At 46.8% G+C, this 17,469-nt stretch carries 17 protein-coding genes and 4 tRNA genes; 19 read left to right on the forward strand and 2 right to left on the reverse strand.

Features of this window, described 5'->3' with window-relative positions; genetic code table 11:
- Positions 1 to 857 precede the first annotated feature (857 nt).
- Complete coding sequence (locus FTU55_RS06725; protein ID WP_005181625.1) at positions 858 to 1,127, reverse strand: oxidative damage protection protein; 270 nt, start codon at positions 1,125 to 1,127, stop codon at positions 858 to 860.
- A gap of 21 nt (positions 1,128 to 1,148) precedes the next feature.
- Positions 1,149 to 2,579, reverse strand: coding sequence for an argininosuccinate lyase (gene argH / locus FTU55_RS06730; RefSeq protein ID WP_180046577.1), 1,431 nt, complete (start codon positions 2,577 to 2,579; stop codon positions 1,149 to 1,151).
- Between argH and FTU55_RS06735 the strand changes: the two genes are divergently transcribed.
- From FTU55_RS06735 to FTU55_RS06825, 19 genes are all read left to right on the forward strand, one after another.
- Positions 2,570 to 3,724: a sensor histidine kinase gene (locus FTU55_RS06735; RefSeq protein ID WP_180046579.1), complete on the forward strand. Its 1,155-nt coding sequence runs from the start codon at positions 2,570 to 2,572 to the stop codon at positions 3,722 to 3,724. The two genes, argH and FTU55_RS06735, sit on opposite strands and share 10 nt — an antisense overlap.
- A gap of 55 nt (positions 3,725 to 3,779) precedes the next feature.
- Complete coding sequence (locus FTU55_RS06740; RefSeq protein WP_005181633.1) at positions 3,780 to 4,520, forward strand: LytTR family DNA-binding domain-containing protein; 741 nt, start codon at positions 3,780 to 3,782, stop codon at positions 4,518 to 4,520.
- A 108-nt stretch (positions 4,521 to 4,628) separates the two neighbouring features.
- A complete protein-coding gene (hemC, locus tag FTU55_RS06745) occupies positions 4,629 to 5,546 on the forward strand; it encodes a hydroxymethylbilane synthase (protein WP_160243710.1) in 918 nt (305 codons plus the stop codon).
- Position 5,547: 1 nt separating this feature from the next.
- Positions 5,548 to 6,327: a uroporphyrinogen-III synthase gene (locus FTU55_RS06750; protein WP_180046581.1), complete on the forward strand. Its 780-nt coding sequence runs from the start codon at positions 5,548 to 5,550 to the stop codon at positions 6,325 to 6,327.
- Positions 6,324 to 7,169 (forward strand): hypothetical protein, encoded by an 846-nt coding sequence (locus tag FTU55_RS06755; RefSeq protein WP_180046583.1) that lies wholly within the window; start codon positions 6,324 to 6,326, stop codon positions 7,167 to 7,169. Before FTU55_RS06750 ends, FTU55_RS06755 begins: the two co-directional genes overlap by 4 nt.
- 2 nt (positions 7,170 to 7,171) lie before the next feature.
- Positions 7,172 to 8,365, forward strand: a complete 1,194-nt coding sequence (locus FTU55_RS06760; protein ID WP_180046585.1) for a heme biosynthesis protein HemY — start codon at positions 7,172 to 7,174, stop codon at positions 8,363 to 8,365.
- Between the two features lie 10 nt (positions 8,366 to 8,375).
- Positions 8,376 to 8,804 (forward strand): thioesterase family protein, encoded by a 429-nt coding sequence (locus FTU55_RS06765; RefSeq protein ID WP_016659684.1) that lies wholly within the window; start codon positions 8,376 to 8,378, stop codon positions 8,802 to 8,804.
- A 145-nt stretch (positions 8,805 to 8,949) separates the two neighbouring features.
- The gene (locus FTU55_RS06770; RefSeq protein WP_005181647.1) at positions 8,950 to 9,276 is read left to right on the forward strand and encodes an H-NS family nucleoid-associated regulatory protein; all 327 of its coding nucleotides are present in this window, start codon (positions 8,950 to 8,952) and stop codon (positions 9,274 to 9,276) included.
- 163 nt (positions 9,277 to 9,439) lie between these two features.
- On the forward strand, positions 9,440 to 10,180 hold the full coding sequence (gene gspN / locus FTU55_RS06775) for a type II secretion system protein N (protein ID WP_005181650.1): 741 nt from the start codon (positions 9,440 to 9,442) through the stop codon (positions 10,178 to 10,180).
- A complete protein-coding gene (locus FTU55_RS06780) occupies positions 10,180 to 11,016 on the forward strand; it encodes a type II secretion system protein N (protein ID WP_168369794.1) in 837 nt (278 codons plus the stop codon). Before gspN ends, FTU55_RS06780 begins: the two co-directional genes overlap by 1 nt.
- Positions 11,017 to 11,056: 40 nt before the next feature.
- On the forward strand, positions 11,057 to 13,306 hold the full coding sequence (gene gspD, locus FTU55_RS06785; RefSeq protein WP_180046587.1) for a type II secretion system secretin GspD: 2,250 nt from the start codon (positions 11,057 to 11,059) through the stop codon (positions 13,304 to 13,306).
- Between the two features lie 66 nt (positions 13,307 to 13,372).
- Positions 13,373 to 14,080 carry an FHA domain-containing protein gene (locus FTU55_RS06790; protein WP_075167805.1) on the forward strand — a complete coding sequence of 236 codons (708 nt, stop codon included), beginning with the start codon at positions 13,373 to 13,375 and terminating at the stop codon, positions 14,078 to 14,080.
- Between the two features lie 63 nt (positions 14,081 to 14,143).
- Positions 14,144 to 14,815 (forward strand): phosphoglycolate phosphatase, encoded by a 672-nt coding sequence (gene gph, locus FTU55_RS06795; protein WP_005181670.1) that lies wholly within the window; start codon positions 14,144 to 14,146, stop codon positions 14,813 to 14,815.
- A 120-nt stretch (positions 14,816 to 14,935) separates the two neighbouring features.
- Entirely contained in the window at positions 14,936 to 16,429 is a 1,494-nt protein-coding gene (gene trpE, locus FTU55_RS06800) for an anthranilate synthase component I (protein WP_075167804.1), read from the forward strand.
- A 98-nt stretch (positions 16,430 to 16,527) separates the two neighbouring features.
- Positions 16,528 to 16,603, forward strand: a tRNA-Thr gene (locus FTU55_RS06805).
- A gap of 56 nt (positions 16,604 to 16,659) precedes the next feature.
- A tRNA-Tyr gene (locus FTU55_RS06810) sits at positions 16,660 to 16,743 on the forward strand.
- A gap of 36 nt (positions 16,744 to 16,779) precedes the next feature.
- Positions 16,780 to 16,855: transfer RNA gene (locus tag FTU55_RS06815), tRNA-Gly, on the forward strand.
- Between the two features lie 15 nt (positions 16,856 to 16,870).
- Positions 16,871 to 16,945 (forward strand) — tRNA-Thr (locus tag FTU55_RS06820).
- Positions 16,946 to 17,093: 148 nt separating this feature from the next.
- Positions 17,094 to 17,469, forward strand: a 376-nt coding sequence (locus FTU55_RS06825; protein ID WP_257223328.1) for a GTP-binding protein, incomplete at its 3' end; no start/stop codon positions are given.

Raw genomic sequence — 17,469 nt, forward strand, 5'->3', positions numbered from 1 at the left:
AATCGGGGATATTTATATCTATTATAAGAGATGCTTCCATCTCCTTGATTGTTATTATAGGAAGATGATGCGCGGAAATCTTTAAGCTTATTGTAGTCTAATGTTGAGTTTTATGAACAAATGTATCGGCCAGTTACAATACCAATCGGTTAAATAGGTTAATTTTAATCTAAATTATAAACCCCTGATTTTGGTGAAGTAAAACTTTATAGTTGTCCAGATATACCTGTCAATTCAATAAAAACCAATCACCTTAAGCTCACTATAAACAGGGAGCTTGCGGCTGGAAAACAACAGAGTTCATCTACTTTTTCTGTGCCAAGCCTGAAATGGGTGAATGAAGAGGAATTCATTTTTTATCGATGAAATTTTTTTGGATTAAAGGCTAAAAGCATCTTCCGAGATAAAACCCTATGTGCAGTGGTTGATCTTGGGTTTGGATAGAGTAAAAGAAAAGCTCCATTTCTGGAGCCTTTCAAATTTAAGCCTACGCGCTTCGCTTGTCTTACGTAATTTTTACAACCGTGCATAAAAAAATCCCCAAAAAATGGAGATTCTTTTTGCATGAAAGTCTACGCGGACTTCGCCCTTGTCTTGCGTAAAACTTAAAGCAGCGCTTTCTTTTTTACTCGAAGCACAGCTTCTCGTCTTGCGGCGTGGCGGAGCAGTATCGAGTATAAAAAAGGAGCCTCTTCAGACTCCTTTGAGACATTTGAAACTACGCGCTTCGCTTGTCTTACGTAATTTTTACAACCGTGCATAAAAAAGAATCCCCAAAAATGGAGATTCTTTTTGCATGAAAGCCTACGCGGACTTCGTCCTTGTCTTGCGTAAAACTTAAAGCAGCGCTTTAAGTTTTACTCAGGCTTTAGCCCTTCGGCTTTTTCTAAGGTTTCGTCATTATTGAAGAATTTTTCGCGCTGTTCTTCCAGAAACTTTTTCGCATCTGCTTCAAACACATTTAAACGCTTTTCATTGATCAGCGTGGTCTGATGTTTCAGCCATTCGTTCCAGGCCTGTTTAGATACGGTATCAAATAATTCCTGACCTTTGGCACCCGGGAACGGGGCAAAGTCCAAGCCTTCCATTTCTTGTTGATACTTACGGCAAAATACTTGTCGAGACATATCCATACTCCGAATTTAAGATTAAGCGTAAAGTTGCTCTAAACGGGCGTGGGCGCGTTCAATCGCAGCAGCGACTTGTGCCGGAGCAGTCCCCCCAATATGGTTACGTGCATTCACTGAAGCTTCCAGAGTCAAGGCTTTTTCAAATACATCGGCCTGAATCAGGTCAGAGAACTGCTGCAGCTGTTCCAGGGTCAGTTCAGACAGGTCTTTGCCTTCCTGTACGCCCAGTGCGACCGCTTTACCAACAATTTCATGGGCATCACGGAAAGCAACGCCATTTTTCACCAGGTAATCCGCAAGGTCGGTTGCAGTAGAGAAACCACGCAGCGCCGCTTCACGCATTTCTGCAATGTTAGGCACCAATGCCGGAATCATGTCAGCAAACGCCATCAGTGAACCACGTACAGTATCAATTGCATCAAACAGAGGCTCTTTGTCTTCCTGGTTGTCTTTGTTATAGGCCAGTGGTTGACCTTTCATCAGGGTCAACAGGCTCATTAAATCACCATAAACACGGCCGGTTTTACCGCGAACCAGTTCAGGGACATCCGGGTTTTTCTTTTGCGGCATGATTGATGAGCCGGTACAGAAACGGTCAGGAATATTCACAAATTTAAACTGGGCTGAGGTCCACAGAATCAGTTCTTCCGACATACGCGACAGGTGCATCATAATCAGCGATGCAGCGGCGTTAAATTCAATCCCGAAATCACGGTCTGATACAGCATCTAACGAGTTTTCAGATACAGCTTCAAAGCCCAACAATTCTGCGGTAAAAGCACGGTCAATTGGGTAAGTGGTACCTGCCAAAGCAGCAGAACCCAAAGGCATACGATTAACACGTTTGCGGCAGTCAATTAAACGCTCAGAGTCACGTACCAACATTTCGAACCATGCCATAAGGTGATGACCAAAAGTCACAGGCTGTGCGGTTTGCAAATGGGTAAAACCAGGCATAATTGTATGCGTGTTTTTGGCTGCCAAGCTCAAAATGCCGTGTTGTAATTTTTTTAATAATTCTAAAATGGCATCAATTTCGTCACGGACATACAAACGAATATCGGTTGCCACTTGGTCGTTACGGCTACGACCAGTGTGTAATTTTTTACCTGTAATGCCAATACGCTGAGTAAGGCGCGATTCGATGTTCATGTGGACATCTTCAAGGTCAATACGCCATTCAAATTGACCTGCTTCAATTTCAGCCTGAATGGTATTTAAACCTTGGATAATATCGTCACGCTCTTCAGTCGTAAGTACGCCTACTTTGGCAAGCATCGTTGCATGCGCAATTGAGCCAGCAATATCTTGTTTATAAAAGCGTTGGTCAAATTGAACAGATGCTGTAAATTCAGCAACAAAAGCATCAGTCGCTTCAGAGAAACGACCGCCCCACATACCCGAAGTTTGGGCTTGTGACGGATTTGAGGAATTAGAAGATGTGGTCATATCGGCTCAATAGAATAAAAAGCAATAATTTGAAAACGAGTATAACAAATTCGGAATCACTTGCCGAAGGGCAGGTGAGATCATCTTTTGCAGATACGGCTGATGAAAAAAATTACAGTTATTTTTTTACGAAAATAGGGCGTTGGCAACATCTAATTGAATTATTTATTGCCAGCAATGTATTGGCCATGGTGCTGGCACTGGCTGAAGCGCAAGGCTGGCAGGCATTAACCGGTTCACGACTGCTGCAATATGTGCTGTACATTAACTGGGTGTTACTGGCCTTTACTGCCTTTATTGAATATTTTCAAAGACGTTTGGGTCGGATGAGTCTGGGCTTTTCGCTCGGTTTTGGTTTTTTATTGCTACAGCTGATTGTACTGGTGACTACTTTAAGCCTGAATCTGCTGACGCATTTTGGCCAGAATTTTCATCTGCGTGACTTGACTGCAGCCGAGCTGGGGGGCGGGCTGGATTTGCATTTAAGTTATGGTATCTTGCTGGGAGCATTCTGTTTTCGCTATTTATATTTGCGCGAACAGAATTATCTGCGCGAGCAAAGTGCTCTAAAGGCCAAGGTGCATGCCTTGCAAGCGCGTATCCATCCGCATTTTTTATTCAACAGTTTAAATAATGTCATTAGCCTGATTGCGATTGATCCTGAAAAAGCCGAGCAGATGCTGCTCAATCTGTCACGTCTGTTTCGTGCCAGTTTACAGGAAGTCAAGCTGGTCAAGCTGCAGGAAGAAGTTGAATTATGCCAGCGTTATCTGGAGATTGAGCAGATTCGTCTGGGTGAACGCTTGCAGGTGGAATGGAAAATTGAACAGCCGCAACTGCTCAGTCAGGTACAAATTCCCTTATTAACTTTACAACCTTTACTGGAAAATAGTATTTTTCATGGTGTTGAAAAAATATCCAGACCGAGTACCATTAGCGTATTGGTAGAAATTTTGGAAAATCAAGTCAATATCGTCATTACAAACCCTTACGTAAACGCTAAAATGAATTTACGACAAGGACATGGTATTGCAATTCAAAATGTGCAACAGCGTCTACGCGCCTTTTATGGAAGAAAGGTGGTCTTTCAAACGTATGCAGGGGAGGGCATGTATACCACCGTGGTACAGTATCCATATAAATAAAAAAAAATTCACGTTAAGCTATAAAAATAAATGATTTAACGTAAAGGAGGGATAAATGGATGTTCTGATCTGTGATGATGAACCTCTTGCAACTGAGCGTTTGGCCCGCTTGGTGACTCAACTTGGACATCAGGTGGTGGCAACCGCCAGTCATGGTGAGCAGGCCATTGAGCTAGCAGATGAACATCAGCCAGATGTCGTGTTATTAGATATTCAGATGCCAGAAATGGATGGACTAAGCTGCGCCCAGCATTTGCGCGAGCTTGACCCCATGCCGGCAATTGTCTTTTGTACCGCCTATGATGAGCATGCACTTGATGCATTTAAATCGCAGGCAGAAGGGTATTTATTAAAACCGGTCATGCAACAGGAATTGCAGCAGGTTTTAGATCACTTAACCAAACTCACGCAAGCCCAGCTGAGTCACATAAAACAAAAAGAAAATATGGAAGAATTGAATATAAAACGCCACCAGATCACGGCGAAAACTTATCGTGGTGTTGAACTGGTGCCTGTAGAAAATATTTATTATTTTTTAGCAGATCAAAAATATGTCACCGTGCGCCATAAAAATGGCAGCGTGCTGATTGACGAAACCTTAAAAGACCTGGAGCATGAATTTGCCGATCAGTTTATTCGGATTCATCGCAATGCACTGGTCTCGATTCATTATCTTGAAGGACTGGAAGTGATTAATACCGGTCAATATCAGGTGCGTTGTCGTGAACTGGAAGAACGTCTGGCAGTAAGCCGTCGTCATTTACCGACCTTAAGAGAACGTATTCAGAAACTGTAAGCACCGGCTGAAATGGCTTTTTCGCCATCTCAGGGTGCAAATTGACTTGCATTTTCAAGCGATCAGGTTAAGTTTAAGGGAATCCTTTTATTTGCTTTCACTGACATGATGAACACCCTGAAAATTGCAACTCGACAAAGCCCGCTGGCATTATGGCAGGCGGAATACATTCGTGCGCGTTTAGAAGCCTTACATGCCGGTCTAAACGTGGAGTTGGTCACCTTTGTGACCCAGGGTGATAAAATTCTCGATACCCCCTTAGCCAAAATTGGGGGCAAGGGACTGTTTGTCAAAGAATTAGAAGCAGCTTTGCTAGATGGTCGTGCTGACCTTGCTGTGCATTCCATGAAAGATGTGCCAATGGCGCTACCAGAAGGCTTAAGCCTGGCGGTGATTTGCGAGCGTGAAGATCCGCTGGATGCCTTTGTGTCCAATACTTATGCCAGCTTTCAGGACTTGCCGCAGGGTGCCAAAGTCGGAACGTCCAGTTTGCGCCGTAAATGCCAGATTTTAAAAGCACGCCCTGACCTGGAGATTATTGATTTGCGCGGTAACGTTGGTACCCGTCTGTCCAAGCTGGATGCAGGTCAATATGATGCGATTATTCTGGCCAGTGCCGGCCTGAAGCGTTTGGGCCTCAGTGAGCGGATTCGTCATACGCTCGCGCCTGAAGTGAGTTTGCCGGCCGTGGGTCAGGGCGCTTTGGGGCTGGAATGCCGGACTAATGATCAGGCCGTACTCGAGCTGATTTTGCCGTTGATGGATGATGAAACCAATGTCTGTGTACGCGCAGAACGTGCGTTTAATGCTTATTTGGAAGGCGGTTGCCAGGTGCCGATTGCCGGTTATGCCACTTTAAAAGATGGTCAGCTGTCGATGGAAGGCCGGGTGGGCAGTGTCGATGGCCAGACCTTGTTAAGCGCACAGCTTAGTGCCGCACCCGAGCAGGCCGAACAGCTGGGTGAGCAACTGGCACAGAACTTGTTGGCACAAGGGGCAGGTGAGCTGCTAAAAGCCTTATATTAAGATGCTGTTTATTAATACCCGTCCGGCCGATCGTGCCTGTGCCTTGTCACAGGCTTTAAGGCAACAGGCCTGGTCGGTGATTGAGCTGCCTCTGCTGGAATTACAGGCCTGTCCCTGGTCCGATGCATTGGCACAGCTGTACCAGCAATTACCACAGGCGCAGCGGATTGTGGTGGTCAGCCCGACCGCAGTACACATCGGGATAGAGTATCTGGCGAAAAGCGGTATTCATCTCGATCAATTACAACATTTACAGTGGATTGCGGTTGGTGAAAAAACGGCGCAGGTACTGGCAGAATACGGAATTTCGAGCGCCGTGCCGGAGGTTGAAACCTCGGAAGGCATGCTGGAACTGCCTTTATTAAAATCCCTGGCGGCCGGTTCGTGTATTGCCTTCTGGCGCGGTGAAGGTGGACGTCAGTTTATGATGGACAGCCTGCAACAGGCCGGAATGCAGATTCTGAATTTTATTTTATATCAGCGTCAGTGTCCGGCCGCGTCGATTCAGCAGATGCCCGCGCTATTGCCACAACTGCAGCAGCACCGGGACTATTGGATGCTGATTAGCAGTGAGGCCAGCTGGTTAAACTGGTTGCGGCTGAGTCAAGCACAAAAAGAATTATTGAACCGGGGACGTTATCTGGTGCTGGGTGACCGCCTGGAAGCGCTGTTGATGGATTATCAACAACAGCATCACACCCGTTTTCAACTGATCAAGTTGACGAATTTAAAAACAGAAACAATACTGCAGCAGATTGAGCTTAAATCAGGACACGCATGAAGAAGCTACTTATTTTATTATTGATCATCGGCTTGGCCTGGATGTTAAAGCTGAGCTATGACGTATTTAAAATAACGGCGCAGCAGTCCGAATTGTCTCAGAGTATGCATCAGGCGGAAAAAAGCCGCGCCAATCTCAATGACCAGCTAGTGGCTTTGCAGCGCCAGAGTAGCAATCCTTCACCGTCAGCATCTTCAAGTGCGCCTGCAACTAATACTACAGTGCAGATCAGCCAGACCACGATCACGCCGCAGCAGATGCTTCAACAGCAGCTGGAACTGATCGAATTTGCCTTAAAGCAGGCGCAATATCCGTATGCACTGGAAAAGTTGGCAGTACTGGATGTTCAGCTGAATCAGTGGGCTTTGTCACCGGCCTTGGCCGAAAGCCTGCATCAAACCCTGAGCAAAGACCGGCAGCTGATCCAGCAATTTGCGGCACAGCGCAGTGCCCAGCAGCAGCAGGTCACTCAGGCTCTACAGCAGCTGGATCAGCTGTTGCGTCAGGAAATCCAGCAGCCACAACTGCAGCCGGCGCAAGAGGCCAATCCGGCCTTCTGGCATAAGTGGTTGAAACTGGAAGCCGTCGAGCAGCCAGCGACTGTACTTAGTCAGCGTCAATTGCTGTTAAAAGAAGCGCAGTTGCGTTTATTACTGGCACGTCAGTTATTAGGACAAGGCCAATATCTGAATTATCAGCAGGAGCTGACTGAAATTTTTCATCTGTTACAGCTGCTGCCGGATCGGGGGGCGCAGCAGTTAAGCGCTGAATTGGCGGAAATTCAGAGCCTGACCGTGATTCCTGTGCCGGTGCTGACCAGCCGCACCTTATTGGATGAATGATCATGAAGCAGATTGTTCTGGCCTATGTTTTGGTCACGTTAGTGCTGGTGGCCTTGCTCAGTGTATTCAGTTATGGCTATGGCGCGGGCTATGTTTACCTGTATTGGCGTGACTGGCAGCTACAGACCAATATCTGGGTGCTTTTAATTTTATTGATGCTGATCAGTCTGGTGGTGCAGCTGATCTGGGCGATGCTAAAGCGTTATTTAAGCCGTGAACAGCGTAAGCAGGCAGCGGTGTTTGATTTCCAGCATTTACATCCTTATGAGCAAATGGCAGTAATCTGGCTGCTGGATGCCGCGCGTGAGCAGGACGCCTTTATCCGTCAGGTATTTAACCAGTCTGGTTTATTAAAAGCCGTGATTCATTCACGCCTGTCGCTGATGCAGCAGGATTATCCGGTGGCCTTGCAGATGTTAAACCAGAGTAATGCCATGGCCTTTGAGCTGGCCGAGTTGCAGCGTATTGAAATTTATCTGGCGCAGCAGCAACCGGAAAAAGCCCTGACCCATCTGGAATTTTTAAATGGCCATCAACTGTCGCCGTGGCTCAAAGATGTCAAACAGGCCTATGAACAGCGCTTAACCGCACTGTGGGGGGAGTTTGCACTGCAATATCCGTGGTTATATTTGCGTGCGACTCAATATGGGCATTTAGGGTTGGACAGCAAGCAGTTATGGCTTGAGCAAATCTTGCAGCATTTTGAGCAGGCCACACCGGAAGCATTGCAGGATTTAAAACAGCGTTATTGCAATCTGTCCGGGCAGATATTTACCCAGCCGTATGCGATTAAAGTGCTGTGGTTAAAAGTGCTGGTACGCTTAAGCGATATGGGAGAGCAGCAGGATCATCTGGCGGTGCATTTACTGTCTGAACAGTTTCATCAGGATGTGTTCTATTTATGGTTCCAGCAGCAGCTGTTAAAACCGGTACCGGATTATCTCAAGATTGAAGATTATCTGAATCAGTGGGAACAGCAATATCCTGCTTTACCGGTATTGAGTTTTGCCAAATGGCATATATTGGAAGCTACCGGTCGTCATGACGATGCAGCACAGCTTCTAGATTTATATCCGGAACATATTTTAATGAACTATTTAAGAATTAAATCAGCATTAAAAGATCAACCACATTTACAGCAGCAGTTAAATCTGGTGTTTGAAAATAATAGTCATTTCATGAAAATTAAAATCTAGGTAAAGTCGCATGCAATTAACCGATTATCCAGTAATTCATCAACAAGTGGTGGCATGGGGCGATATGGATGCGCTTGGTCATGTCAATAATGTGATGTATTACCGCTATATTGAAAGTGCCCGCATTCATTATATGGATCAGATCAGAATGATGCAGCAATCCTTTTCGACGGTAGTGGCATCAAATCAGTGCAAATATATGCGTCCGGTATTTTATCCGGATACCTTAAAAATAGGTGTGCGGGTTGAGGAAATCCGAAATAGTGCTTTTCGCATGCATTATCTATTATGGAGCGAGCAGCAGCAGGCTGTAGTCGCGAGTGCAGAAGCCATCATGGTTTGTGTTAATTCTGAAAGTATGCAGAAAATGCCATTACCCGAGTCGATTCGGCAGCGTATTTTGGCTTTGGAAAATAGTGTGGGGCATTATCTGGATTAATTCTAATCCCGAATAAATAGATTATTTATCTCTGTTAATAATTGTTTTTCATTTCAAATAATGATTGAAACTTAATTCAGATAAAAATATGATGTATTAATGCAATTGAAGTAAATTAATATAAAAGCATACTTGTGGAGTAAATATGATGCCCGATATTAGTAATTTGTCTGTAGAACAATTAAAGCGCTTGCAGGAAGAAGCGGAAGCATTAATTGCATCGAAAAAGGACCAAGCAGTTGAAGATGCATATAATCAGATTTTGGCAATTGCTGAAAATGCGGGTTTAAGCATTGAACAGATTCTTGAGTTTGGTGCGTCTAAACGTAAAAAGAATGTACGTAAATCGGTAGAGCCGCGTTATCGTAATAAAGCCAATGCCAATGAAACCTGGACAGGTCGTGGTAAGCAACCGCGCTGGTTAGTGGCAGAACTGGAAAAAGGTGCCAAGCTTGAAGACTTCTTGATCTAAACTTCATCAGATTGTCATCTAAGCGCACTAGAGTGTCGAAACCAAGCAGAACTGCTTGGTTTTTTTATGTGTATCCGTTGGTGTTGTAAAAAAAGTGTGCATAATGTGTGCATGAAAATAACAATTTGTTCATGAATGCATTAGATAGGTTGGTCGTGGTGGAATGATAAAGAAACCGAGATACATCACGTGGTGGATTTTCGCCATCATTGCTTTTTTAATTTTTGTGTTATTACAGATTCCTGCAGCTTGGTTAATTTCAAAGTTTTATAAAAACAATCAGAGTTTACATAATGTCAGTGGTAACATCTGGCAGGGGCAGGCAGATTGGCACAAGGGACAGTTGCGTGGCAGCTTAAGCTGGAATACGCGTCCTTTAGACCTGTTATTGCTGAAAGTGGCAGCCGATGTTGAAATCCATAGTGGTCATACCGAATTAAAAGGCGTGATGGGTTACCGTTTTGGGACCTTCATGCTGAACGCTGTACATGGCCGTGTTGCGCCAGAAACTCTAAAAACCCTGGTCGACTGGCAATGGCCGACCAATCCGATTCAATTGCAAAATATCGATCTGAACTATAACAAGCAGCAAGGGTTTGCCCAGGCACAAGGCCAGCTGAACTGGGCCGGCGGGGAGCTGGTGTATCAGTTTGCCCAGCGTCAAGAGCGCATGACCGTGCCCACGCTGAAAGGCACGCTGTCGGATGAAAGCGGAAAACTGAAAATTGATGTGCGTGATGCACGTGACCAGAAAATGATAAACCTGAGTCTGGATCAGGAGATGATGCTGGATGTGCAGCTGACCCAGCGTTTATTGATGCATGTTCCTTCTTATGAAGGCAAGGCTGGTGCTGATACCTATGTAATCAGTACCCGCCAGCCGCTATTCAAGGGAGGCTTCTGATGCAGAAAATCTGGGAACAGCTGCAGACTCTCCAGCTGAAACAGGCCGATCGTGTCGCACCGTTATTGCTGGCGCTGCTGATTCTGTATTTATGCTGGAAGCTGGCCAGTCTGTTCTGGCTATTACTGGCGCCGCCTCAAGCGATGCAACTGGATCGGGTCGAACTGGGTTCGCAGCAGCTGCGTGTACCGAATATCAGCAGTTTTGCCTTGTTTCATGAAGCGAGCCAGCGTACGCAGGCCGAAGACAATCTGAACCTTCAATTACAAGGCGTGATGGTCGGTTATCCCAACCAGTTTTCTTCTGCCGTGCTCAAAGTCAATGAGGTGGCAGAGCGCTATCGCGTCGGCGATGTGATTGAAGGCAGTGGTTATCAGTTGGCTGAAGTGTACTGGGATCGGGTGATTTTGCGTCATAGCAGTGGCGCCACCCGTGAGATAGAGTTTAAAGGCATTGAAAACGGGCTGAATCAGCCGATTGTGCCGACACAAACCCCAGCTACGCCCAACAGAAATCCGGCACCGGCAACAACTGCGCAAAATGCGATTGGTCAGGCGGTGCAAAAGATTCAGCAAGACCGGGAACGCTATTTACAGGATATGGGTGTAAATAGTGGTAATGGTCAGGGTTATGAAATTACCGCACGGACACCGGCGGCACTCAGAAACAGATTGGGATTACAACCAGGCGACCGGATTTTATCCTTAAATGGTCAGACTGTCGGACAAGGGCAAAATGAAGCCCAATTGCTGGAACAGGCAAGACAGGACGGTCAGGTCAGACTGGAAGTTCAGCGTGGTGACCAGGTCATCACGGTACAACAAGATTTTAAGTGACGGATTTGTCACCTTATAGGGTTAGGAAACACGGTAGATTATGGCTTTATTAAATCATGAGCGTCCGCTTTGGGCATTGGTGGTCGGCGCACCTCTGGTGGCTATGGTAAGTACGGCGAGCTATGCACAAACCTGGAAAATTAATTTACGTGATGCTGACCTGACTGCATTTATTAATGAAGTGGCCGATATTACCGGCAAGAACTTCGCGGTTGATCCACGGGTGCGCGGCAATGTTACGGTCATTTCCAACAAGCCGTTGAACCGCAATGAAGTCTATGACCTGTTTCTGGGCGTGCTCAATGTTAATGGGGTAGTGGCTATTCCCTCGGGTAATACCATCAAGCTGGTGCCAGATAACAATGTCAAAAGCTCCGGAATTCCGTTTGATGCACGCCAGAATGCGCGCGGCGACCAGATTGTGACCCGGGTCATCTGGCTGGAAAATACCAATGCCAATGACATGATTCCGGCTTTACGGCCTTTAATGCCGCAATTTGCCCATCTGTCTGCGGTGGCCGGCACCAATGCCCTGATTGTTTCGGACCGGGCCAGCAATATCTATCAGCTGGAAAATATCATCCGTAATTTGGATGGCACCGGCCAAAATGATATTGAAGCCATTTCGCTACAGTCCAGTCAGGCCGAAGAAGTGATCGGGCTATTGGAGTCAATGAGTTCGACCGGTAATGCCAAAGATCTCAAAGGCTCGCGGGTGCGAATTGTGGCGGATAACCGGACCAATCGCATTATCATTAAAGGCGATACCGCCACCCGCAAGCGTATCCGCCAGATGATTGAAATGATGGATGTGCCGGCGGCTGACCGTCTCGGTGGCTTAAAAGTCTTTCGCTTAAAATATGCCAGTGCGCAAAGCCTGGCGGAAATTCTGCAAGGGCTAGTATCGGGGCAGGCGGTCAGCAGTTCATCTTCCAATACGAAAAACAGCAGTAATAATAGCGTTAGCAATCTGGTCAATAACAGCAGTAACAGCACATCCAGCAATAGCACGGGCAGTACCTCGCCAAGTATTACCCTGAATAACGGTTTTGATCAGCAGAGCCAGATCACCAGCTTTAATGGCAATGGCGTCAGTATTATTGCCGATAGTAGCCAGAACGCCCTGGTGGTCAAAGCCGATCCACAGCTGATGCGCGAAATTGAATCTGCGATTCAACAGTTGGATACACGCCGTCAGCAGGTGCTGATTGAAGCCGCGATTATAGAAGTAGAAGGAACAGATGCGGACCAGCTAGGTGTGCAATGGGCTTTGGGTGATATCAGCAGCGGAATTGGCTTAATTAACTTCGATAAGTTTGGTACTAGTCTGAGAAATATTGCCGCCGGTTATTTAACTGGAGGTGCAGCGGGTGCTGGTGGCGCGATTGGCGCGGGTACCTCACTGGTGCTGGGGGATTATCAAGAAGGTAGTGATGGTTCACGCCGTTTGTATGGTGCGCTGATTCAAGCTTTAAAAGAAACCACCAAATCCAATCTGCTATCGACCCCATCCATTGTCACCATGGACAATGAAGAAGCCTATATTGTGGTTGGTGAGAACGTGCCGTTTGTCACCGGTTCGGTCAGTACAGGAAATGGTACCGTCAATCCCTATACCACCATTGAACGTAAAGACGTCGGGGTTACCCTGAAAGTGGTGCCGCATATTGGCGAAAATGGCACAGTGCGTCTGGAAGTGGAACAGGAAGTCTCTGGGGTCAATCGAGATCGTGGACAAGCACAGGATTTGGTGACCAGCAAGCGTGCAATTAAAACTTCGATTCTGGCCGAACATGGGCAAACCATCGTACTCGGTGGCTTAATCTCGGATAATACTACGTATGGACGTCAGGCTGTTCCAGGTCTGGGAGCGATTCCAGGTATAGGACGCTTATTTCGCGCTGAAGGTAAGTCTAATCAGAAACGTAACTTATTGATCTTTATCCATCCAACGATTGTGGGGGATAAAAATGAAGTGCGTAAACTGACGCAGCAACGTTATGGTCAACTCTATAGCCTGCAATTGGCACTCGATTCAGACGGTAGTTTTGCCAAACTGCCGGAGCGGGTGGAAGATATCTATCAGCAGCGGGTGCCGGTGTCTAAAACTCCCCTAAATCAAACCCGTTATCAGCAGGTGCCATCCGCGACCCCTGCAGCACAGTCGGGGGCGGCTGTAGTAACCACACCCGTTGCGGTAGAGCCGGCGCTGCAGCGTCAGACCTTAAGCCCGCAAGTCAGCAAAACCACCAATACCACCACCACGACCACCTTAAGACCGCGCTCTTAACAGAGCGGACATGGAATCTGGTTTTGAGCATGTTATGATGGGCAAAAATTTAAAGAGAAGTTCGCTATGACTTGGAAATTACAAGCAATTACGGGTGAATTTACCGGGCAGGAAATTAGTGTTGATCGTGACATGCTAGTGGGGCGTCATCAGGAAGCTGATGTGGTACTGCAGTCGGCTGAAGTATCACGCAAACATGCTGCGTTGTTGCTGAAGGCTGAAGACTTGTGGGTCCAGGACTTAAATTCATCCAATGGCACCTTTGTGAATGACCTGCGAATTGAGCAGGAAACCCCACTGCATGAGGGTGATATTGTCCAGTTTGCCAGCTTTAAATTTTCAGTCCTGGCACCAGCCAAACCGGAACTGTTGCCGGATGAGCCGCTTGCGCCTGCAGGCACCGAAGTAGAACAGATTCCTGAGCTGGATGTGGTGGAAACCACTACTGCAGCCGAGCCGACAGAAACGGTAGCAGTGAAAACGCCGGCACAGCAGATGAATGATCAGGGTATGCCTGAGCTGAAAGAGCGTGATGCATCGGTGCAACTGACACGTGATGGCATGCCAACCAATGTTGGTGTACCAAAACCGGCACCAATTCCTGAAGGGACCGATTTAAGCGCAGCTACGCCTGAACCACAACCGGTACCGGTTGAGCAGCCTGTATCACGCGTGGAGCAGGAAAAAGAGCAGCAGAAAAATGCCTCTGTCGGCCTGATGACCATTATTGTGCTGGTGATCCTGGCAATTATTGCCTGGCTGTTGTTTAAATAAACCGCGACACAGCATACAATCGAGGCATGCTTTGGCATGCCTTTATTTTTTGAGAGGACCAAAATGTCTGTGGCTAAACTTGACACCCGTGAGCTGATTTTATTTGACCTGGATGGTACGCTGGTCGATTCAGCTACTGATCTGTATCGTGCCATGAATATGAGCCTGAATGCCTTGCAACTGCCCATGGTCACCGAAGCACAGGTACGCACCTGGATTGGCAAAGGCACCTCGGTATTTTGTCACAGCACCTTGCTGCATTTAACCGGAGAGGTGCATCCCGATCAGCATCAGCAGCTGCTGGAAACTTTCCTAGGAATTTACAATGCTGATCCTTGTCTGGATACCCAGCCTTTTGCCGGAATTCTGGAGTTTCTGGAATGGGGTAAACAGCAGCAGAAAAAAATGATCTGTGTCACCAACAAGCCCGAGCTGCCATCACGCGCCATTTTAGATGCGCTGGACATGAGCCACTATTTTGTTGATGTGATTGGTGGTGACCGGTTTAGCGAACGTAAACCGCATCCACGCCAGTTATTGCACTGTGTTGAGACCTTTGGGGTGGAAAAATCCCAGGTGCTAATGATTGGCGACTCTTCCAATGATGTGGAAGCCGCACGTCGTGCCGGTATTGATTGTATTGTAGTCAGCTATGGCTATAATCATGGCGAGAGTATTTATGATTGTCAGCCGCAGCAAGTGGTGGATAATCTGACAGAATTATTAGCTTCCTAATGTAAGAACAGATGTAAAAGGACACCGCAATGAGTGATTGTGTAGTTTTTCGATGGCGTCACTAAGTCAGCACCTACCAGCAACCTTCCTATGACCCCGCGAAAATGAAAGAGATTCAACATGACCACTCAAGCCCAATATCAACAACTGCAAGCTGCCGGCTATAACCTGATTCCTGTCTACCGTCAGCGTCTGGCCGATACCGAAACCCCATTGTCTGTGTTTGCGCGTTTAAAAGAGCATGAACAGGCCTATCTGTTTGAATCTGTCGAAGGCGGTGAAAACTGGGCGCGCTATTCGATTATTGGCCTGGGCGAGTCAACCGTGTTTTCCTGCAATGAAGGGCAGTTGACTATTCAGCAGGCCAATGGCGAACTGCTACAGCAGCCGTGCAGTGATCCTTTCCAGTTTATCCGTGATTTCCAGGCTCAGTTTAAAGTGCCAACACAGGCCGATTTACCGGCGTTGCCAAGCTTTACTGGTGGACTGGTCGGTTACTTTGGCTATGACGCCGTGCGTTATATCGAACCGCGCCTGAACAATATTCCAGGCGCCGATCCGGTGGGCCTGCCAGATATCTGGATGATGCTGTCTAAAACCGTGATCGTGTTTGACAACTTAAAAGATACCTTATTCCTGATTGTGCACGCTGATAGTAAGGATGCTGATGCCTATCAGAAAGCACAGGCGCAACTGGATGCGCTGGAGCAGTTGCTGGCGACACCGGTAAATCTGCAAGCACAGACCCATACGGCACCACATTTTGAATCTTTAACCGGTCATGACAACTTTATTGCCTCGGTTGAGAAAGTCAAAGAATACATTCGTGCTGGTGATGTCATGCAAGTGGTGCCGGGGCATCGTATGGTGTCTGACTTTGATGGTGAGCCGTTACAGGTCTATCGCGCTTTGCGTCATCTCAATCCATCACCGTATCTGTTCCTGGTACAAGGGCGCACCTTGGACAATAACACCCCGTTCCATATTGTCGGTTCATCGCCGGAAATCCTGTCGCGTCTGGAAAATGGTATTGCCACCGTGCGTCCACTTGCCGGCACGCGTCCACGTGGTAAAACTAAGGAAGAAGATCTGGCCCTGGAAAAAGATTTGCTTTCTGATGAAAAAGAGATTGCCGAGCATTTAATGCTGATTGATCTGGGCCGTAATGATGTTGGTCGCGTTTCAAAAATTGGCAAAGTGCAGGTGACTGATCAAATGGTGATCGAACGTTATTCGCATGTCATGCATATTGTGTCCAATGTGCAGGGTGAGGTGCGTGATGATGTTGATGCCTTGGATGTTTTTAAGGCAACTTTCCCGGCAGGCACACTTTCTGGGGCACCAAAAATCCGTGCCATGGAAATTATTGACGAAGTTGAGCCAGTAAAACGTGGAATTTTTGGTGGTGCTGTTGGTTATTTAGGCTGGCATGGCGAAATGGACATGTCGATTGCGATTCGGACCTGTGTTATTCGTGAAAATAAGGTCTATGTGCAGGCTGGCGCAGGCCTTGTTGCCGACTCAAATCCTGAATCTGAGTGGAATGAAACCCAAATAAAAGCTCGCGCAGTGATCAAAGCGGTTGAATTATCGTCAAACGGATTGATTTTGTGAGTTTTTGACGGTTTTTTTAAAAAAAACACTTGCACGGATTTCAAGTTTTGCTAAACTGCACACCGTTCCGATACGAAACGTACGAAACACTAAGAAACGCCGGCATAGCTCAGTTGGTAGAGCAACTGACTTGTAATCAGTAGGTCCACAGTTCGAATCCGTGTGCCGGCACCATCTTAGAGAATTCGAGATGTGAAGTAAAGAACGAGCACTGCAATAAGTGTGATATTGGTGGGATTCCCGAGCGGTCAAAGGGAGCAGACTGTAACTCTGCCGCGTAAGCTTCGAAGGTTCGAATCCTTCTCCCACCACCATTAACTTCGAATGAAGTGGTACATTACCAACAATGTGCGGGAGTAGCTCAGTTGGTAGAGCGGCAGCCTTCCAAGCTGCATGTCGCGAGTTCGATCCTCGTCTCCCGCTCCATCATCGAAGATGATCGCTCTTATAGCTCAGTGGTAGAGCACTCCCTTGGTAAGGGAGAGGTCTCGAGTTCAAATCTCGATAAGAGCTCCAGATACAGTTTAGCAACTTGGTTGCATGAGATTTAAAGAAAGCAGGCTATTTAGTCTGCTTTTTAAGTATTAGGTGTCTAGTTTTTTAGGCGATATGTCGAGGCTGGGTATTACTCAGATTGTGTTCGACGTAAACGAGGAAAATAAACATGGCTAAGGCTAAGTTTGAACGTAATAAGCCACACGTTAACGTGGGCACAATCGGTCACGTTGACCATGGTAAAACAACTTTAACAGCTGCAATTGCAACTGTATGTGCGAAGAAATTCGGTGGTGAAGCGAAAGATTACGCTGCAATCGACTCTGCTCCAGAAGAAAAAGCACGTGGTATTACAATTAACACTTCTCACGTAGAATACGATTCTCCAACTCGTCACTACGCTCACGTTGACTGCCCGGGTCACGCCGACTATGTTAAAAACATGATCACTGGTGCTGCTCAGATGGACGGTGCGATCCTTGTTTGTTCAGCGACTGATGGTCCAATGCCACAAACTCGTGAACACATCCTTCTTTCTCGTCAGG

Source organism: Acinetobacter sp. YH12117, from assembly GCF_013418865.1.
GTDB lineage: Bacteria > Pseudomonadota > Gammaproteobacteria > Pseudomonadales > Moraxellaceae > Acinetobacter > Acinetobacter indicus.